Consider the following 19,646-nt stretch of genomic DNA (forward strand, 5'->3'; position numbering starts at 1 on the left):
ATTAGTTACTATGAGAAAGACCGTATTCGGAATATTTTTAGTTGCTTCAGTTGCAGCTGTTGCTTGTAAGAAAAAGAAAGACCCAGAGGTTGATACAACAGACCAGTATGCACAGCAAAAGACTGATGTCAAGAAAACGTATGCTGATATGGCCTTTGCCGTATACAAGGATTCGTATACTTCCACATTGGTTTTACAAACAGCATGTCATAACTTGGCTGATAATCCTTCACAGGTAAATCTGGATGCTGCTAAACAAGCTTGGTTAGATGCACGTGAGATTTATGGGTTAACTGAAATATTCCGTTTTGTTGACGGACCGATTGACAATACAAATGACGGACCGGAAGGATTGATCAATGCCTGGCCAATGGATGAGAACTACGTGGATTATGTAGTCGGTGAGCCAAATGCCGGGATCATCAATGATGTTGCAACTTACCCGACAATTGATGCTTCGACAATTGTTCAGGCGAATGAATTCGGTGGGGAAACTAAGATTTCTTCCGGATACCATGCTGTTGAATTTTTATTGTGGGGGCAAGATTTAAGTGATGCAAGTGCTGGAACAAGACCGTATACTGATTATGTTGTTGGTGGTACTGCAAATAACCAGGCACGTAGAGCAACTTATTTGAAAACAGTTGTTGATCTATTGGTTTCTGCCTTGAATCAAGTTAAAAATGCTTGGGATCCGGCAATTACAGGAAGTTATTACCATACTTTCCAAGCCTTGAATAACCAAACAGCATTGCGTAAGATGTTCAACTCCATGCGTGTACTTTCCGGTGATGAATTGGCAGGGGAACGTATTTATGTTGCTTATGAGAACCAAAATCAGGAAGACGAGCATTCTTGCTTTTCAGATAATACACACAGAGATATCTATTTGAACGCAATGGCGGTCGAAAACCTATACAAAGGAAATTACACATCCATTTATGGAAATAATGTGAATGGCTATGCATTGGAAGATTTGGTAGGGACAATTAGCGCAGCGAAGAATGCAACAGTGATCAATCGTTTTTCAGCTACAATGGGATATATCGCTGTAATGTATCATCCATTTGATCAAGCAATTGTTTTACCGGCTGAGCGCCCAAAAGTATTGGATGTTGTGACTTCATTGCAACAGGAACAAGTTGATCTGGATGCAGCAGCAGCAGTTTTCTCAATAACATTTTAATGAAACAGTTCTTCCTACTCGGAATCATTTTATCACTAGTGGTTTTTTCCTGTAAAAAGGAAGAAACCGCTGTTGTTTCAGCATATAGCGATGATTCCACATTGATTGACCTTGCAGGGAATTGCAGTACCGGAGATCAAACCTCCTATGCTTTTTCTTACCAGATTAATGGATTGAGTTCAGCTCAGTCATTGATGTTTTATGTAGGAAATTCCTTTTTTAATCAAAGTTGGGTGCAAGCGCCCTCTTCCACAACGGCACGTGACGGATTAGGACCTTTATTCAACGCAAGATCTTGCTCGGCTTGTCATTTCAGGGACGGACGGGGTTCTCCGCAAGCTAATTCCGGCTTATTATTCAGATTGGGTGCAGGTTTCGACAATTCTCCTGACGCCATTTATGGTGGACAATTACAAGATTATTCACATAATGCAGTTACTCCTGAAGGAAGTATGGGAATTAACTACATCGAAGAAGTAGGATACTTTGCAGATGGGACGAGTTATTCGTTAAGAAGACCAGTCTACACCGTTGCAGGTCAAAGTTATGGTGCAATGCAGGGAACAACTGGAATTTCGCCGAGAGTTGGACAGCAGATGATAGGTTTAGGTCTTTTAGAGTTGATTTCTGAGTCTGATCTTTTGGCAAATGCCGATCCGAATGATGCGGATGGGGACGGAATATCCGGAGTTGCGAATTATGTAACCGATATTGCATCCGGAAATTTGGTAATCGGTCGGTTTGGATGGAAGGCAAATGTTGGTAGTATCGCGCATCAGGTAGCAGGTGCTTTCAATGGAGATATCGGGATAACCAGTTCGTATTTCCCGAATGAGAATTATACGGCTAATCAATCTTCGTGTGCAGGATTGCCGAATGGCGGAACACCTGAAATTGAGGATAATGATTTGGATGCGGTGATTCTTTATGCAAGAAGTCTGGCAGTTCCGAAAAGACGGAACACCACCACTCCGGAAGTAAAACACGGTGCGCAGTTCTTCAAGTCTCTTGGATGTGTTTCCTGTCATAAAATGAATTACACGACCGGTTTCGGAGGGAATATTTCCCCATTGAAAAACCAAAAGATAACTCCTTATACAGACCTTTTGCTTCACGACATGGGCAGTGGTTTAGCCGATCATGTTCCGGATCATTTAGCATCCGGTTTTGAATGGAGAACACAGCCACTTTGGGGATTAGGTTTGATTTCGACAGTGAATGGACACACAAATCTGTTACACGACGGAAGGGCAAGATCCATAGAAGAAGCTATTTTATGGCATGGAGGAGAAGCTCAGAAAAGTGCGGACAAATACAAGAAACTTCCTGTGAATCAACGGAAAATGTTGCTGAAGTATTTGGAATCTTTATAAGTAATTCGTAATTATAAAACAGTTATCTCCGTTCTCCTATTTTGTGCTTTTCCTTGAGCAGAATTGTTGTCAGCTACCGGATGACTTTCCCCAAAGCCTTTCGTAACAATCCGATTTGGACTGATTCCTTGACTGATGAGGTAATTCTTGACTGATTCCGCCCTTTTTTGAGAGAGTAACTGATTTGCACTTTCTTCCCCATCACTATCTGTATGACCTGCGATCTGAATTTTAAAATCGGTTTTGCGTTTCATGATTTCCACCAGATTTTTCAAGTGAGTATAACTCATTGCTTTCAAATCCGCTTTTGCAGTTTCGAATTGAAGATTGGTGAATGAGAAAGTCGTTCCCGGATCATATTCAATGACCAATTCCGCCTCTTCAAAAAACTCACCGGGTTTCGCGGCCGGAATTTCAATCGTATTGTACTCAATTTCATCACTGATGCTTTGAATGCGGATGTCATAAATATCTCCACTCGGAAGTTGGATGACAAATTTACCAGCCGGATTGGTTACACCCGAAAGCGTTCGTTTGGATTTTTGTCCGACAAACAGAACTTTATCGTTAGAATAAGGTTTACCATCAAATCCTTTGACAAAGACTTTAACCGGGGCTAAGGCCACTTGCGCATGGATCGTAAAAGAAAATACCGCAAGACAAAGTGTAACTATCATTTTCATAACATCGTTTTTATTCTCAATGTCGGATTTCGAAAAAAGTAACAAGAGAAAGCGTAGCTTTTGAAAACTAAATCATGATCCCGTACATACGGGATTAGTCGAAAATGATTTAGAAGAAGCTTAGCTTTTCAAGTTGTTTCCTAAACATCCGATGCAATTTTTTAGCCGGCTGGAATTGGGCGAAAAGCATTAATTTAGAATCGGTAATTAAGCGTTCATGAAATTCATTCGATTTAAAATTTTGTTTGTCTTTTTAATCTCTTTTATAGTTGGGATAATCTTCTATGCTTTAAAGTGGTCAATTCAAGAAAGTATTGTTTTTTCGTGGCTCACTTTTGGTGGATTGTATATTCTGGAAAGTTTGATTACCATTATACGGATTCCCTCCAAACAGATTATGATGCGCGCAAAGTATGAAGATTTGGGAGTTTGGATGCAATTTATTGTTTTGGTCATAGCGTGTGCAACAGCCTTGATTGCCATTATCTTTTGGAATAGCGATAACAATATTCATTTCAGTAAGCACAGCACCATTCACGAAATTTTCTTTATTGCTTCGGTTACCCTAGCTTGGATGGTTTTGCATCTTTCCTTTACTTTTCGTTACGCCCATTTGTATTATGGTGATGAAAATAAAAAATATGCCAAACACGCCGGAGGATTGGATTTCCCGGACGATTCGAACCCGGACTATTTTGATTTTGCTTATTATTCCTTCACCATAGGAATGACTTTCCAGGTTTCAGATGTCGTCATCAAATCCAAAGGATTGCGCCGGTTGACACTGGCTCATTCACTGCTTGCATTTTTCTTCAACACCATTTTGGTTGCAATCACGATTAACGAGATTATCAATTTGTGAAAAAATTATTTTTTCACAAAAGCGAGTAATGTTTTAAAAAAAGATCGATTACTTTTGTGTCATAATTAATTTAATCAATCACAATGAAAAAAATCAATCACCTAATCACGGCGTGCGTTGCAGTGTGCCTAAGTAACGTTTCCTTTGCTCAAAATACCTGGGACGGAGGTACAACCTCAACAATTACTACCAATGGAAGTGTTGGAATCGGAGCTAGCCCTGGAGTTTATCGCTTAAATGTAACGAATGCCTCTACAGCTAGTGGAATCAGTCAGAGTACAACTTCTGCAATTAGTGGTAACCAATATGGGATATCTAATAATTTAAACAATACGAACACTTCCGGGACTAAATATGGTTTGTATAATACTGTGACAAACTATTCAAGTGGTAGTTCTTATGGTATCTATTCAACAAATGTTGCACAGGGTACTGGTCAAAAGTATGGGATTTATTCCAATGTATCTGGTGGTGGTAACGGTGTTGGATATGGTATTTATTCATCTATTTCAGGTACATCTACAGTTAGATATTCAATTTATTCTTCGGTAACTAATAGCGGAACGCGCACCAGTTCAACGGATGCAACAGTGTTTGGATTCTTTTCATCGGCTCTTGGAGGAGATTCAAGATCAGGATACTTCCGTGGCGATTTGGAAGTAAATCAAGGGAATACAATTCATTCCTCGTCTAATGGAAACAAAACCATGTTCTTTGAGAGTGATGTTGCAAATGATTACCGAACGGCAATCGTATTTAATCAAACAAGTAATCAGTACGATTGGGCTTGGGGTAAAGCACTGGAATTGAATCGTGCTGGAGAGATGATTAAAAAAATTGATGGAACTGGAAAAGTGTTTTCAATTAACAGATCTGATTTATCTCAGGATGTTTTTAGAATCTATGGTGATGGAAGAGTTTTCTCAACTGAACTAAATGTGAAATTGGCTTCTGCATTTCCTGATTACGTATTCAAATCTGATTATCAATTGATGCCGCTGAATGAAGTAAGTGATTACATCAAATCAAACGGTCACTTGCCAAATGTTCCTGCTGCTGCTGAAGTAGAAAAGGAAGGTATTAATGTTGGTGAGATGACGACTGTTTTAGTTGAGAAAGTGGAAGAATTGACACTTTATTTAATTGAACAACAATCATTTATCAAACAACAGCAAGTTGAAATTGAAAAGCTGAAATTAGAGCTTAAAAAGATCACTAAATAAGCAATCACCTAAATTCAAATTGCTATGAAAAAAATAAAAATGATTGCTATATTCCTTTTGTTTATTCAGGGATATGGGCACTCGCAGTGCTTTGACGATACGTATGCATTCACGGACAGTAATTTCCCTTCCTGTAATAATCAAAGTTGGGTGATGTACTTTGAGGATAATTTTGATGGTAATACACTCAATACATCTAAATGGAAGTATCCTTATCAGGCTCTGGTGGCGGGTTATAATTTCAGTGCGGGAGGTTCCAAACAATGGTATGCATATGAGGGACCGGAGATCCCTCCATATCAAACTTCCTCACCACATCCACCTCTTACAAATAATATTACGACCCAAAACGGCTATCTTAGCCTTACTGCAAGAAGAGAAAGTACGCCAATAGCGGCGTCCTATGTAACTGGTTGGAATCCTGATAATACCCCGGCCTCGTATGAAAGTTCCATTTTCCAATTCTCTTCCGGGTGGATAGAATCTAAAAAGAAGTTTGGCTATGGTTGGTATGAAACAAGATGTCAAATTCCTAAAGGGAAAGGAATGTGGCCGGGATTTTGGCTATTGGATGAGGATCAATACAGGTTCGAAATCGATATTTTTGAATTCTGGAATGAGACGAATTGCAATTCTGCTTACAATTCGCAAAGAAATCAAAAGAACCCTCATTGGACGATTCATTCGAATAAAATAAATCCGGGTGATTCTCAATGTGCGGCGGATTTGCACGGTTGTTTAGGGACCTGGGAACTTAGTGCTGTTGATTTCAGTGATGAGTATCATGTTTTTGCTCTTGAATGGGATTATTATAAGCTAGTTTGGTATATTGATGGAAATCCACTTTATTCACTTTATCGATTTAATACTACAATTGGTCAAAACATTGATTGCAATTCCATGGAATCAGGTCAGACGTTTTGGATCAATGAATCCTGGCCGTTCACTGATAAGATGCAGGTTCTGTTTAATTTAGCTATTCAATATGGAAATGATAATGAACCTAATGCAGGGGACGTTTTTCCTAAATCCTTGGATATCGACTATTTCAGATATTACAAACAGGCACCATGCCCATCAGGTACTACTGTAGTGAATAATTTAAGTAATTTAAGCAGTATTCTTTGGAATACCATCATGGGTTATGATGTGTCGGTTACTAATAATGCCATTGTGCCTCCGAATTATCAACTGGAAGTTGTAGCTTCCAATACATTAACTCTTTCTCCTGGTTTCCAAGCTCAGTTGGGTTCTGATGTCATTGCACACATTGATCCGGGATTCTGCAACATTAACTTAATGCCGAAAGCTCCTGTTCAGGTTAGAAAAGAGGACAATCAGCTTGCTGGCGTTGCGAACCAGTCGGAAAACTCGTCACTTGGAATAGCTAATAGCATAGTAAGTTCGGTGAAAGTCTATCCGAATCCAACAAACGAGATTCTGAATATTGAACTTCCTTCGGATTGGGATGGGGTTACTAGTGAAGTTGAAGTAATAGACGGCCAAGGGCGCCAGATATCCAAAAGAGAATACACGCCTAAAGGAATTATAGAATTAGATGTTAAGAACCTTGAAGCAGGATCTTATTTGGTGAAAGTTTCCAATAAAGTAACTGGGAAAGCGTTTTTGACGAAATTTACAAGAGCTAATTAAAAGCTTTTAGAATAAAAAAATTCTGGTTTGAATAGCTCGAACCAGGATTTTTAATTTTTCTCTTATCCCGCAACCACTGTTGGAATCACTTCTTCCTCTTCCTTAGGTTCAGGGAAAACAATGGTCCGCTTCAATTCTTTTGTAGGAATGAATGGTCGGCTGGTTAGAGGAAACAGGTTCATCAATTCGCCGCTGTAGTAAAACTCATAACACAAACCACCAAAGGTGTATTCCTTGTCGCCCACATTGAAAGTGGATCCGCCGACAGAAGGATTTTTCTTCGGTTTGCTTTTTTGGAATCCCAGATTATATAAAGTACCTAGAATTTCAGGTCTGTAAGCCAAAGTGAATCCTTCCCGTTCCCAATGGGATTGGAATTGACGCAAGAAAAAAGCGGTATACAAATAGGAATAGAAATGGTCGCCACCTTTCATCAGACGTTGAATGGTCAAGTGTTTGTGTGCTTCAATCGTATCATTCACCAATTCCGGGAAGGAATCTTTCAGGTTCAAGCAATTTTGATAATAATCTCCCGGATAAAAAGGACTGGACGGATCAAACAGGTTGCGTTCGATTTTCAAGGCCGTATTCTGAAGGATTCCGGTAACACCGTATCCTCTGTTAGTAGTCAAAATCAAACGATTATATGGAACTACATACTTCTTAAATTGTTCCCGGGAAGAATTGAACATGCGGATTTGTTCTCCAACCAGGCACATGACAATCAATCTGGATTCCACGCCTGTTATTCTCGAAACAGAATCGATCGCAGCACTATCTGCCCTTACCACATTGCAAAACTCTTTCCATTCCTTATAATTTGCCCATGGATAGATGGATAAAGAAGCTTCATTTGCCTGTTCCTCTAAGCGTTGTAATTCACGCTGGTAACCTTTGTGTTTTTTCATTCGGAGATTTGCTGCATCGAGCATTCTCAGTGCAATGGTAACATCTCCTGAACGTTGAAAAGCGTCCAAAATGATTTTGGCATTGTGCGGATAATATTTTGCTAAAAGCCCCACATTTTGATACATCAAACGCTCTTGTTTGGCGAATGTCAGACTGTCGGTTTGGAATCCCTGATTGTATTTTCCAGCCATTTCTGAAAAGTAGCGACTGTTCAAATCCACATTTCCACCATCATTGGTCCATTTCATTTTAACGGCCAATGCCACTCCAAGTAGGCCCAGAGCGATTAAAGCAAGCCCGTGAATGACAACTGAATAGGTAATTTTCAGCCATCTGAATTTGCGTTTTTTAGGTTTTGGAGCAGGAGTATTTTCAGGGACAGGAGAATCTGTAGTATCCATTTGATGGTTTAATTTCGTGCAAAAGTAAAAATCTGTTGCGATTATTTATCAGAAAGGACGTTTAAAGAATTCAAAATGATTTCATTCCGCGGATTTAATTGAATAAAAAGAGGTTATGGATGACCAGTCGGGAGTCGGGTTGAAAAATTTTTCAACCCGACAGAAATTTTTTCCGATCTCATTTGTTTACCTTTCCAGCTTCCAAACACAACCAGTAAATTCAGCAATGGAGAAACCTTTTTACAACCCTCAGGAAATCAAAAAAGAACTGAATGTTCTGTACAAGCATTTTCCTGAAGTGAAACGCCTGCTTCGAACTTTTGGTTGTGACGGATTAACCGCAGAAGACCTGTTCCAGGAAGCATTGATCATATACCTGCGCAAGAAAAACGACCCCGATTTTGATTTTCAGCTTGCACCGATCCATTTCATCAAGCAAACCTGCAAATTATTGTGGTATAACGCTGCACGTAAAGAACAAAAGCAGGGAACTACCAATTTGGAAACCGATGTGGAGGAAGTCCCGGAATCGTGGATGGAAAAGGAATTGCAGTACAAGCAACTCGAATCGGCCCTGACGAAAATTGGGAAACAATGTAAGGAATTATTGCATTTGTTCTACGGTTTGGGCTGGAACATGGTTGACATTGCCAAAAAACTGGATTTCAGAAACGACAAGGTTGCCAAAGCGCAAAAATACCGTTGCATCCAAAAAGCAAAGGACCTGGTACAGGAAGCTCAGTTAACCGTTGAACCCAATCAATTCTAAGCCATGGAAACAAATTGGAATCAATTGATTGAGCGTTATTTGAATAACGAGCTTTCAGCAGAAGGGAAGACGGCTTTTGAAACCGAACTACAGAAAAACACAGAACTTCAAAAGGAGTTTGAATTGCATAAACTGACCAGACAACTCATCCAACGAAACTCCTTGCGCAGGTTGGTGAAGGAATCCGGGAAGTGGTTTCATTTCAAGAAATTGCTACTGAAAAGTGGATTGACTTTGGTAATTGCGGCTGTCATAGCAGTGGCGGTTTATGTAACCGTTAATTGGAGCAGTCTCACAAACAAACCGGAGTTCCTGGATAAACCTCTGATGGAACGAATGGAAAAGGCGTTGGTTTTTGACAACATTGATCCGCAATACTTTCAATTTACCGGAGAATCCGATGTGTTTTTATCCGAAAGCGGTGTGTTGTTGAGTATCACGGATAAATCATTCTTGTTGAATGGAAAGCCTTATGCCGGTGAAGCAATTGTTCAATGGCAGGAAGCTCAAAAGGCCTCAGACATTGTAAAAGCTGGTTTGAGCACCAAATCGGGAGATAAACTACTCGAAACCCAGGGAATGTTCAGCCTCAACGCATTCACGCCGGATGGAAAGAAACTACAATTAACCGACAAAGGAGTTTACGTGCAGGTCCCGGTAGATGAACTCAAAAAAGACATGAAACTCTTCACCGGAGTTCCGGGAAAAGATGGTGCAATTGACTGGCAAAAACCAGAGGAATTGGAACGCTTACCCAAACCGAAAGACATGGCGGATATGGACTTGTTCCCGCCGCGCTACGAACCGAAGTTGAATGAATTGAAATGGTTCAAAGAAAAAACCAAGCGCGACAGTTTGTATTTGAGTTTTGAGGAGAATTTATCGGGGGAAGATGACTTAGTGCAGGAAGCTATTGATTTTGCTTATCCATCGGATACAGTTGAAGCTCCTTCTGAGGAGCAAAAAAGAGGCAGGCTTCTGTTCAAGGGAAAATGTGCAACATGTCATTCTCCTTTCAAAGATGGAACAGGTCCAAAATTATTCCGCGTTCGCGAAAAATGGACAGATGGAGGTGCACAAGACGGTTCGATTTACCAATGGGTTGCTGACTGGAGTAAGGCAGCTGGTTCAGATCCATATGCCAAGGAGGTTTCTAATATGAAACCTATAGCCATGAACACATTCCCTGATTTGGAAGGAAGAACAGCGGAAATTGATGCCATTTTCGATTATATAGACGCACTGCCATATGACGAAGAATCCGATGCGGCTGTGGAAAGCTTTTTAATTCCACCGTCCAAAGTGTTGGCTATTTGGAACAAAAAATTCAACAATACCAACCTGGCAACACAGGATTTTGAAGACCGCATGAAGGCTATTCACGGAACTTGTAACAAGAAGGTGCTGGAAGTTTATGTCTCCAACCTGAATACACCTTTGTGGAAATTAGATCAGCGGGTAGTGGCGATGGGTTATTCCGAATTCCAGCAGTTTGCGGATCAGAAAGTGGGAGTCATCCAGATCGATGATGCACATCAAAAAAACCTGACTGCATTCTATGAAAAGGCGATTGAAACCATTCGTGAGACAGGAAAGAAAAATTTTGAAGCGGCTAGAAAGAAAGAACAGAAATGGGACGACGAAGTCCGGAAAGAGCGTGATAAGGAAGTGCTTCGAAAAGGGATGCGGGAATCTGCAAACTTGGAGGAAGAATATGGTTTCAATCTGGATAATGTTGGAAAACAATTAGGTAAAACGCTTGGATTTCAAGTCCACGGAGGAGGAACCGTTGTCAATATTGATGCCTATGTGAAGGAAGCCACCATTGCGCGTCAATCGACTGTCATTACAGACCCTGAAACAGGAAAAACGGCTCAGATCACATACGAACCCATGTCGCTTGAAGTGAAAAACCCGGAGAAATACGAGAAACTATACTTGTATCTGTTCTCGAAAGAGATCAACAGCTACCAACGTTTGGATTTCAACGATGGAAAGTTGGAATACAACCTGAATGGCGACATGAATTATACGGCAGCCATTATCGGGATGAACGAGAAAGGTTATTTCTATCACGAGATGAATGAATTGAAAGCGGGAGATTTGGGAGTGATTTCTCTGGATGAGATCAGTGAAACAGCATTCGAAAAGAAGATTACGGCACTGAATAAGAATCGAACCGACAAACCGATGGATTTGAAAGATGAATTGAAATGGTTATTTAAGGAAAAAGCAAATTATGCGGTTCAGAATCAGCGAAGAAAGAATGCCGCTTTCCGCAGAGAGATTCGACCAACGGTTTATATGTGCCAAAGTGAGATTAGTTACCAGTAAAAAACCTGCAGGGAAGCGATGCATCACGTCCCTACAGGATTTAAATTCAATAAAACAGGATCAAATTATTGCTGAATAATCAATCGTTGTGTGTGTAATTCTTTGCTGTTGGAAATCAGAGAAACGATGTACATTCCCGGATCCAGTGTTCCTTTTGCCAATTCCAATTTATCCAGATCACGTGTTGTCAGCTCAATGGTTTTAAGCAGTTTGCCGTTCATGTCGAAAATCATAACGGAAGATTGTGCAGTCGGATCAATTCCTGTAAATGCAATCGTAACCGCAGCATTGCTTGGGTTGGGGTGAATGGTCATGGTACTTGAAGCGCTAAGCGGATCCAAATTTCCGGACTGGATATCTTTCATACGAGCCACTTCATCCTGAAGACTAGCGATAGTTGATTGCTGATCCTTGATAGCTTCAACAACAACCGGGATCAAGGCTGTATAATTGACAGCTTTGTAACCGTTTTCAAGCGTGTACACCATTTCAGGAAATACTTTTTCTACCTCTTGTGCAATGAATCCCAATTGTTTTTCGTCGCCGAATCCCATGTCCGGGTTGCGTGCTTTATCCCAATTATAAGCCACTCCGCGCATTTTCATTATTTTATCAAGCGAACCTTCCAATTTGGTCACATCTTTTTTGAAACGGGAATCCGAAGTGATGAGGTAACCATCACTCATAGTGATCCCATTCACTTTGAGTTTCAATGTTCCGGAAGTAACAGATGTCCATGGTCCCGGCTGAACGTTATTGGTCAATGTAACGGTGAATGGAAATGGTCCTGTGGTTGCAATTCCTACCGATGCACCGTCGTCATAGATTTGTGAACAGTCGTAGCTACTCCCATTGAATTTTGGAACATAATTGGGCGCAAAACAGTTGTTAAGAGCTACCGAAGCCATATTGATCTTACTATCATAGACATATCCTTTTGTACCAATCACCATCAGGTTTCCTTTGCCCGATTGCAGGTTTTCAAAGCGGACATTGGAATTGGTTCCCGGATCAAGCGGTTTAAAAGCCGCATCCACATGCAAGGTCGCATTTGGAGAAGCGGTATGCAATCCGAAGTTACCTGTCGCAACCATGGTTCCGATTTCAAGACTTTGCGATGGAATCCAGGAATCAAATTGGAAAATAAGCCGATTGATATCCGGAGCCATATCTACATTATCACCAAAAGCAATGATGGCATTGGCTTCGTTCACATTATCGTAGCGCAACCCGAAGAAAGCCCTGTCGGTTGACCAATTGGAAGTGAACCCGTAATATTTGCAATTTGCAGGGGGGAAACTGGCGATATCACACGTACCAATGTTTGCCCATTGGGAAGATGCATCTCCGTAAATTCCGCTTTGAAGATGACCAAGCCGGTTATCGGAGCCATTTGTGCCGTCAATGATCCAATCATTCCCACTTGTACAAATACTGCCTGTAGGAAAATTGACTAATTGTGCTTGTGTGTTGTTACCTAGAAACAGAGCTGTAACCAAGAGTGCCGCAGCCCTCATTTGATAAATTTGAGTTCTCATAATGAATAGTGTTATAATGAGGGTATAAGTTACGTGGAAAGGAATGTCCCGTGCAAATTTTTTATGTTAAAAAACAAATGTTAATTATTGAAAAACAGATGGTTAACAGGTTTTACTTGTGAGTTGTTTTTTGGTTCTTCCAATCATTTTGCAATATCGAAATGCGTTCATCCTTCCCATCGTGTTTCCAACCTGGGGCTTTGAAGATGTAGTTCATCTTTGCTTTCCAATTCGGAGCTCTTTTCACATCCTTGACCATCTTCCCGAATTCGTCAAATACAATATGGAAAACGTTGTAAGTGCTGATATTGTGCAAAATCCCGTAATCGGTGGTTTTTTGTTCTTCCGCTTTATAAGTTCCGAAAAGATGGTCCCACAGCATTAAGATTCCACCGTAGTTCTTATCCAAGTCTTCTATTTTTCGGGAATGATGTACACGGTGATTCGAAGGAGAATTGAATAGCTTATCAAACCATCCTAGTTTTCCAATGGCATCGGTATGCGGCCAAAATTGAAAGATGAGATTGAATTGATGCATCATGACAATCATAATCGGATGAAAACCAATCAGAATGAAAGGAAGGTACCAGATATCACGGTAGGCGATTTCAAACCATCCCTGGCGTAAGGCAATGGCCAAACTTAAATGAGTAGCCGAATGATGATTCACATGTCCTGTCCAGAATAAACGGATTTTGTGACTTAATCGATGGTGCCAATAGAATCCGAAATCCTGTACAATCAGAACCAGTAACCACAACCACCAGTGATCCAATTGCCATTTCCAGGTGAAAAAGTCATTGAAATTTTCAATCCCGAAATAATCGGTCAGCCGAAAGTTATTGTAAATCCAAAAGTAAACCGAAAGTGTAATTGCCTTCATCCCAAAATCCAGCAATACCGATCCGATTCCTAACCCAACGCTAGAGAGATCGTCCTTGATCATCCGTTTGGTGAATAATTTATGGGGAATCTGATACAGGAATATTTCACCGGCAATCAACAAGATAAATCCCGGAATGAAATAGGTCACGGGATCAGTAAAATCCAGCGGACTGAATAAGCCAATTTTATTGAATAAGTCGGAAATTTGCTCTTTCATCCAATTAGAAACGTTTGCTTGGGGTCATTCCATAAACCAGGGAAATCTGTGCCAATAGATAAGTTGTCATCACGACTTGTTCCATGATGGGTGTATAGTTGACAAACAAATTGAATGATAACAAGGAGTCGGAAATCACAAAGAGAATCGCCCCTGAAATGAGTCGCTTGTTTTTCGTACACAGACTGAAATACGCCATGGTTGAAATAGTCACTCCGTAAACGATAACCGGAATTTCCATTTCTTTCAGATACGGATGCAGGAAAAAGAGAAGACCTCCGAGGTAAGCCAAAATGAAGGGCAAAGAACCAATCACTTTTGCTTTCCGGAGTTTTACAAAACTCAGGATATACCAAATGTGAGCTAGCAGAAAACAACCCAATCCGGGTAAAAATGCCCATTTGAAGAGTAAAAAAGTATCTCCCAGAAAGCTAAAAATCAATCCGGCTAGAAAATAGCGGTTAATTGAAGCAGCTTTTTTTCTGATGTCCAAAAGGTAGGTTGCAGTAATAAGCGGCACCAAAAGTGGTTTGGTAAAAAACCGCAGGGAATGAAGATTTTCCTGAGTAATTAGGATTAAATCCGCAAGAAAGAGTAGCGCTAAAACACCAACCAGAATATTGTTCTTCATATTGATTTTCTATTTCAATCCCAATGTATGAAATAAATGGATTCCTTTCCTCGGGATGTGATGATATTTAGAAACAGCTCTTTTTATCAGGATTCAATTCTTAGCGCCGACTTTGTAAACGACCCACTTCACTTTGTAAACAACAGCCGTTTGTTTTTAAAAAACTAAAAATCAGATAATTAGTTATTTTATTGAAAAATCCGTTCGGAGTAATCTGTATTTGATAAATCAGACAATGTGTATCTTTAGTTCGCTTATGAAAAGTTGGTTGGTTGTTATTGGAATGTGGTTTAGTTATATGTCTGTATTCGGACAGTACCCGGCTTACTTCAATTATACCATCGAGAATGGTGGGCCATCGAATGAAGTTTACAGCATTCTGCAAGACAAACAGGGATATATTTGGGTTGGTTGCGACGCAGGATTATATCGCTATAATGGAGTTCGTTTTGAGCAATATACCAACCCGAAACTCACAGCCAGATCTGTAACAGGACTTTGTCAAGCACCCAGTGGAACGATTTATGCCTACAATTTTAATGGTCAGATTCTCATCGTGAAAAACAATTACTTGGAGATTTTGAAAGGATGGAATAAAGATGTAAATCACCTTTCGGCAGATACGAAGGGAGCTATTTGGGTTTCATCTAGCAAAGGGATTATTCAACTGAATGAAAAAACGCGAAAGTGGAAATTCACAGCAGATTTGAATGGTGATGGAAAAAAAGACCTTCAGGGTTTCAGTAATGGAATCATGGCTCAAAAAAACGGAACCCTTTATTACTTGTTTGAAGACAATTTAATTGAGCGAAAGAACGGCAAATGCTTCATTCATCCGATCAATCTTCAAAATCCCTTTTTTATTACAGAATCGGAAAAAAAACCGTGGGTGTTCGGTCTCGTAAATGGTGATTGTTTTGTCCCTCAGGGAACCAAGTATGTTCGAAAATCCTTTCCAAAGTTAATCCAGCTCCTTGAAGGAAAAAAACTGACGTATGTGCAAGAAATAGGATCAGATATCTGGATCAGTACCCACAGTGGAATTATTCGCTTTTCTAAAAAATCGGGCGCGGCTTCCTTGTATTATCCGAAAATCGCTTTTTCAGCTTGTATAAAGGACACGGAAGGATCTTATTGGTTTACAACGCTTCACGATGGAATTCTGCGCATGCCAAATTTGGATTACTTGAGTTGGAATGAGCGAACTGAGGCCATATCCAATGATCAGTTTTCCCATGTGGTCCATGGAAAAGGAAGCATTTTCTTTGCCACAACGGATGGAGAATTGGGAGAGGTTCGGGAAGCGGACGAACGATTTAAAGTAGTCAATCATTCCATCCGCTCAGATATTGGTGCGCTATATTACGACTCAATTGATAACTGTTTGTTTTTCAACAAGATGAATACAGTTTATCGGTGTTGCAATGGAAATGTGGAGGTATTAAATCCGTTTACACGACCAGTGAAAGATTTTTTCCGCTTAAAAGATGGCTATTTACTTGCAACTTCTCAAGGCACGTATGTGTATTCCTTACCTAAGGACGGATTTAAAGAACAGCGCTGTTTACTGCAAGACTGGTCCAGGCAATTCATAGAAGCTCCTTTTTGTAAGAGCATATTCGTTGCAACAAACCACGGATTGAAGGAATTAGCGAATCAATCCAACCAATGGAAACCAAAGCGTACTTTTTTGTTGAACAAGCAGATTACAGCAATCACAAAAGATTCAAAAAGCATCTTTGTACTCACATTTGAAGGGAAAATTTACCAAGTAACAGGAAACGGAAACTGTAAGTTAATTACCAAATTGGACGAAAATTACCATGCTGTTCAACTCAACTATCACCGTGGAAAACTGTTTATTGCCACCAATCTTGGCTTGATCGTTTTGAGGTTAAAAACGGGGGCAAAAACAATTGTTAACCGATACAGCGGATTGAATTCAAATAACATCAGCGGATGCTTGATTGTCAATAGCAGTTGTTGGCTATCAACAGGAAAAGGGCTTCATAAATTACCTTTGTCATCTATCCATAAAAATGTTCAGGTTGGGAAAATCATTTTGAGAAATTTGTTAATCAATGGAAAGAAAGTCGGTAAAAAACCAGTTTACGAACTCAATTATTCGGATGATTTAAAGCTTCAAACGGATGGGTTGAGCTTCCGATCAAACGGAAATTTCAATTTTGCCTACCGATTTGTGGGTGATCGAACGGGATGGATTTTGGTTCCCGCTTCCGTGAAGGAAATCACCATTCCGCGTTTACCTCTGGGAAATGTAGAAATGGAAGTCAAGTTGATTGATCACGAAAACAGAAATTCTAGTAATAGGCTTCGCATCAAATTAGTCGTCAAAGCACCTATTTGGCAACGTTGGTGGTTTTATGTGTTGAGTGCGGGATTGATTATCGGAATGAGTTACTTGATTTTCAAAAGAAGAATCAAGCAATTGCGAGTCAGGCAAGAGTTAAGGTTGAAACAATTGCAATTGGAAAATGAATTGCGTTTGACCCAGCAAAATGCATTGAAAGCCCAAATGAATCCACACTTTTTATTCAATGTATTGAATTCAATAAAAGGATATATTTATGAAAATGATAAAAAGAATGCGGCCAGGTATTTAGGAGACTTTTCCAGTTTGGTGAGAAAGGTGTTAGAAATGAGTGCTTTGCCAAGTGTTTCATTGGCAGATGAATTGGAAACCTTAACCTTGTACATCAACCTGGAATCCATGTTGTTGGAAGAGGATTTTGCGTTTCAATTGGACGTGGATGATACCATAGATACTGGCGGAGTTCTCATACCATCGTTGTTGCTTCAACCTTACGTTGAAAACGCATTCAAACACGGTTTGCGTCATAAAAAAGGATCGAAACAATTGGTCATTCAGGTGTCGGAAGATCGGGAGAATCAACTCTTAATTATTCAGATTCAAGACAATGGAATCGGAAGAACTGCTGCCGGGGAAATCAATAGAAATCAGCATGCAGCGCATGAGTCCTTTGCTAACCATGCCAATGAGAAACGCATTGAGTTGCTTAATTTTGAACGTGGAGGAGTTATTGGTGTGGAGATTGAAGACTTGATTTCAGAATTGGGTGCAGCGATAGGAACGAAAGTAACGATACGAATTCACATTTAAGATAGAAATGAAAGCATTATTGATTGATGACAGTGCGCAGGCCAGAAGATTATTGAGGTTAATGCTTTTGGAGTACGGTCCTGAAATAGCTGTTATTGGCGAAGCTTCCAATGCGGATGAAGGATTGGAGCTAACAGAAAAATTGAATCCGGATGTGTTGTTTTTGGATATCGAAATGCCTGGAAAATCAGGACTGCAGTTTGCACAAATCCTCCAAAAGAAGGGAATTGCGTGTCCAATTATTTTCACTACCGCCTACAATTCCTATGCAATCAATGCGTTTCGTTTATCTGCTTTGGATTATCTATTGAAACCCATACAAGAAGATCAATTGATAGAAGCCATTGACAAGTTAAAAGAGCAACATGAAATTGCGGAAAATTTGAATCGACTTCGGGTGTTGAGCGACAACCTGCATGAGCCCAATTCAACGCTTTGTATTCCGGTGCAAGGTGGCAGCGAGTATTTGCCTATCCAGGAAATTCTTTATTTAGAGGCAGATGGTTCGTATGTGCGCGTAAAATTTGTGAATGGAAAAGAAAAAGTTGTTTCTAAAAATTTAAAGTATTTTGAATTCTCGTTGGAGGAATCGTCCTTCTTTGTGCGGTGTCATCGTTCGTATTTGGTGAATATGCAACATTTGGCGTTTCATTCAAAAAGTAATGGTGGATGGCTAAAGCTGAAAAACGGTTCGGAAATACCGATTTCCCGAGAACGCAAACAATCCGTTTTGTCATTTTTGGATACCTTGAACAGGTACTAATTCCAGATACAAATCAATACTGGTCGTTTACAAACCACTGACCACCAAACAGTTTTATTGAGCAAATATTTGTGCAAAAAATAAAACAATGAAAAATCTAACATTAGTTATAGCGGGTGTACTTTTCAGTGCAACGCTGTTCGCACAATCCAATTTAGAAAAAGTCTTTAAAGATGGGTACAACATTTCTGGAGTTTACCATCTTTCAAAAACAGTAACTATTTATGACCAGTCAGTTACTCAAGTGAATTTTGAATTTTTAGAGGGCTCCAACAAATTAAATGTTTACTACGACGCATCTTCATCGCCTTTTTATATCGAAACAAATTCCACATTCAAAAGATATTATGCAACATGCGGTGTGTTTTTTGAAAACGCAAGTAGTGCATTTGGAGGAAGATTAATGCAACTTGAAGAAGGAGTTTTTATTGCATTAGCTGGAGGATCCAATGCGTATGTGAGTAATGGAGAATGCGACAATTTTGTTTTTAAAGATCCGAACAATGATATAATCATCTTGGGAAAAAACAAGGATCGTGTTAAAGAAATTGCCGAAAACAGCGATTTGCTGAAAAAACTGACAGAAGAAAGTGCAATTCGCTATTGTCAAGCCTTGAAATGTGTGTTGGCAGGTAAATACCCTTTTCCGGATCCAGGTATGAAAGATGCAAAACTGAGTGCAGAGGCATTGGTTGCGGTTCAAGCACATGCTACAACAGCAGGATGGACCCAAAAGATTGAATACTGCTACATTAAAGGTAAAGAATGGACCATCATCACCGATAAAGCAACTGGAGCGATAAAAGGTAGAACAATGCGCATGATTGCAGTATTGAAAAACGCAAATGGTGCTTGTCAATGGGAAGAGGTTGAAGTGAAACAAGATTACAACGGATCTGCTTATGGAAAAACCTATTATAGCGGAAACACACAAGCGATTATTACCATTGATTGCGCTGAAGCTATGAAACACAAGTAATAGGTATAATAAGTTAAATCGTATTAAAACGAAAGCAACTCTTTTTATACCCATGTAATAAGAGTTAATTGTTGTCTACAAACTGGAAGCAGTCGTTA

General features: G+C 39.9%; 15 protein-coding genes. 10 read left to right on the forward strand and 5 right to left on the reverse strand.

Annotated elements, in window-relative coordinates; translation table 11 throughout:
• The first annotated feature begins 10 nt into the window (after positions 1 to 10).
• On the forward strand, positions 11 to 1,186 hold the full coding sequence (locus tag AAG807_RS11145) for an imelysin family protein (protein ID WP_341903687.1): 1,176 nt from the start codon (positions 11 to 13) through the stop codon (positions 1,184 to 1,186).
• Positions 1,186 to 2,559 carry a di-heme oxidoredictase family protein gene (locus AAG807_RS11150; protein WP_341903689.1) on the forward strand — a complete coding sequence of 458 codons (1,374 nt, stop codon included), beginning with the start codon at positions 1,186 to 1,188 and terminating at the stop codon, positions 2,557 to 2,559. The genes AAG807_RS11145 and AAG807_RS11150 overlap by 1 nt, the downstream gene beginning before the upstream one ends.
• A gap of 11 nt (positions 2,560 to 2,570) precedes the next feature.
• On the opposite strand, the gene AAG807_RS11155 is transcribed toward AAG807_RS11150, so the two are convergent.
• On the reverse strand, positions 2,571 to 3,242 hold the full coding sequence (locus AAG807_RS11155) for an OmpA family protein (protein ID WP_341903691.1): 672 nt from the start codon (positions 3,240 to 3,242) through the stop codon (positions 2,571 to 2,573).
• Between the two features lie 217 nt (positions 3,243 to 3,459).
• Here AAG807_RS11155 and AAG807_RS11160 point away from each other — a divergent pair, with 217 nt between their 5' ends.
• The 3 genes from AAG807_RS11160 (at position 3,460) to AAG807_RS11170 (ending at position 6,980) form a co-directional block, all read left to right on the forward strand.
• Positions 3,460 to 4,104 (forward strand): DUF1345 domain-containing protein, encoded by a 645-nt coding sequence (locus tag AAG807_RS11160; RefSeq protein WP_341903692.1) that lies wholly within the window; start codon positions 3,460 to 3,462, stop codon positions 4,102 to 4,104.
• A gap of 83 nt (positions 4,105 to 4,187) precedes the next feature.
• Entirely contained in the window at positions 4,188 to 5,327 is a 1,140-nt protein-coding gene (locus AAG807_RS11165; RefSeq protein WP_341903694.1) for a hypothetical protein, read from the forward strand.
• A gap of 24 nt (positions 5,328 to 5,351) precedes the next feature.
• Complete coding sequence (locus AAG807_RS11170; protein ID WP_341903696.1) at positions 5,352 to 6,980, forward strand: family 16 glycosylhydrolase; 1,629 nt, start codon at positions 5,352 to 5,354, stop codon at positions 6,978 to 6,980.
• Between the two features lie 62 nt (positions 6,981 to 7,042).
• Here AAG807_RS11170 and AAG807_RS11175 read toward each other — a convergent pair whose 3' ends face one another.
• Positions 7,043 to 8,290, reverse strand: a complete 1,248-nt coding sequence (locus tag AAG807_RS11175; RefSeq protein WP_341903698.1) for a hypothetical protein — start codon at positions 8,288 to 8,290, stop codon at positions 7,043 to 7,045.
• 226 nt (positions 8,291 to 8,516) lie between these two features.
• Here AAG807_RS11175 and AAG807_RS11180 point away from each other — a divergent pair, with 226 nt between their 5' ends.
• Positions 8,517 to 9,059: a sigma-70 family RNA polymerase sigma factor gene (locus tag AAG807_RS11180; RefSeq protein WP_341903700.1), complete on the forward strand. Its 543-nt coding sequence runs from the start codon at positions 8,517 to 8,519 to the stop codon at positions 9,057 to 9,059.
• A gap of 3 nt (positions 9,060 to 9,062) precedes the next feature.
• Positions 9,063 to 11,393 (forward strand): cytochrome c, encoded by a 2,331-nt coding sequence (locus tag AAG807_RS11185; RefSeq protein WP_341903702.1) that lies wholly within the window; start codon positions 9,063 to 9,065, stop codon positions 11,391 to 11,393.
• Positions 11,394 to 11,458: 65 nt separating this feature from the next.
• Here AAG807_RS11185 and AAG807_RS11190 read toward each other — a convergent pair whose 3' ends face one another.
• The 3 genes from AAG807_RS11190 to AAG807_RS11200 form a co-directional block, all read right to left on the reverse strand.
• Complete coding sequence (locus AAG807_RS11190) at positions 11,459 to 12,931, reverse strand: tail fiber domain-containing protein (protein WP_341903705.1); 1,473 nt, start codon at positions 12,929 to 12,931, stop codon at positions 11,459 to 11,461.
• Between the two features lie 112 nt (positions 12,932 to 13,043).
• A complete protein-coding gene (locus AAG807_RS11195) occupies positions 13,044 to 14,033 on the reverse strand; it encodes a sterol desaturase family protein (RefSeq protein WP_341903707.1) in 990 nt (329 codons plus the stop codon).
• A gap of 4 nt (positions 14,034 to 14,037) precedes the next feature.
• A complete protein-coding gene (locus AAG807_RS11200; protein WP_341903710.1) occupies positions 14,038 to 14,664 on the reverse strand; it encodes a lysoplasmalogenase in 627 nt (208 codons plus the stop codon).
• A gap of 256 nt (positions 14,665 to 14,920) precedes the next feature.
• On the opposite strand from AAG807_RS11200, the gene AAG807_RS11205 reads away from it, so the two are divergent.
• The 3 genes from AAG807_RS11205 to AAG807_RS11215 all read left to right on the forward strand — a co-directional run bounded on the left by AAG807_RS11205 (position 14,921) and on the right by AAG807_RS11215 (position 19,548).
• Complete coding sequence (locus AAG807_RS11205) at positions 14,921 to 17,806, forward strand: histidine kinase (RefSeq protein WP_341903712.1); 2,886 nt, start codon at positions 14,921 to 14,923, stop codon at positions 17,804 to 17,806.
• A gap of 7 nt (positions 17,807 to 17,813) precedes the next feature.
• Entirely contained in the window at positions 17,814 to 18,569 is a 756-nt protein-coding gene (locus AAG807_RS11210) for a LytTR family DNA-binding domain-containing protein (protein WP_341903714.1), read from the forward strand.
• 88 nt (positions 18,570 to 18,657) lie between these two features.
• Positions 18,658 to 19,548 (forward strand): hypothetical protein, encoded by an 891-nt coding sequence (locus AAG807_RS11215; protein WP_341903716.1) that lies wholly within the window; start codon positions 18,658 to 18,660, stop codon positions 19,546 to 19,548.
• Positions 19,549 to 19,646: the final 98 nt, after the last annotated feature.

Source organism: Fluviicola taffensis DSM 16823, assembly GCF_943372375.1.
GTDB lineage: Bacteria > Bacteroidota > Bacteroidia > Flavobacteriales_D > Crocinitomicaceae > Fluviicola > Fluviicola taffensis_A.

Excerpts from the sequence above, each read along its gene's own strand:
- AAG807_RS11150 (WP_341903689.1), top strand. The coding sequence starts at position 1,186 with ATGAAACAGTTCTTCCTACTCGGAATCATTTTATCACTAGTGGTTTTT.
- AAG807_RS11195 (WP_341903707.1), bottom strand. The coding sequence starts at position 14,033 with ATGAAAGAGCAAATTTCCGACTTATTCAATAAAATTGGCTTATTCAGT.
- AAG807_RS11175 (WP_341903698.1), bottom strand. The coding sequence starts at position 8,290 with ATGGATACTACAGATTCTCCTGTCCCTGAAAATACTCCTGCTCCAAAA.
- AAG807_RS11205 (WP_341903712.1), top strand. The coding sequence starts at position 14,921 with ATGAAAAGTTGGTTGGTTGTTATTGGAATGTGGTTTAGTTATATGTCT.
- AAG807_RS11165 (WP_341903694.1), top strand. The coding sequence starts at position 4,188 with ATGAAAAAAATCAATCACCTAATCACGGCGTGCGTTGCAGTGTGCCTA.
- AAG807_RS11160 (WP_341903692.1), top strand. The coding sequence starts at position 3,460 with ATGAAATTCATTCGATTTAAAATTTTGTTTGTCTTTTTAATCTCTTTT.
- AAG807_RS11190 (WP_341903705.1), bottom strand. The coding sequence starts at position 12,931 with ATGAGAACTCAAATTTATCAAATGAGGGCTGCGGCACTCTTGGTTACA.
- AAG807_RS11180 (WP_341903700.1), top strand. The coding sequence starts at position 8,517 with ATGGAGAAACCTTTTTACAACCCTCAGGAAATCAAAAAAGAACTGAAT.
- AAG807_RS11170 (WP_341903696.1), top strand. The coding sequence starts at position 5,352 with ATGAAAAAAATAAAAATGATTGCTATATTCCTTTTGTTTATTCAGGGA.
- AAG807_RS11200 (WP_341903710.1), bottom strand. The coding sequence starts at position 14,664 with ATGAAGAACAATATTCTGGTTGGTGTTTTAGCGCTACTCTTTCTTGCG.
- AAG807_RS11215 (WP_341903716.1), top strand. The coding sequence starts at position 18,658 with ATGAAAAATCTAACATTAGTTATAGCGGGTGTACTTTTCAGTGCAACG.
- AAG807_RS11185 (WP_341903702.1), top strand. The coding sequence starts at position 9,063 with ATGGAAACAAATTGGAATCAATTGATTGAGCGTTATTTGAATAACGAG.
- AAG807_RS11155 (WP_341903691.1), bottom strand. The coding sequence starts at position 3,242 with ATGAAAATGATAGTTACACTTTGTCTTGCGGTATTTTCTTTTACGATC.
- AAG807_RS11210 (WP_341903714.1), top strand. The coding sequence starts at position 17,814 with ATGAAAGCATTATTGATTGATGACAGTGCGCAGGCCAGAAGATTATTG.
- AAG807_RS11145 (WP_341903687.1), top strand. The coding sequence starts at position 11 with ATGAGAAAGACCGTATTCGGAATATTTTTAGTTGCTTCAGTTGCAGCT.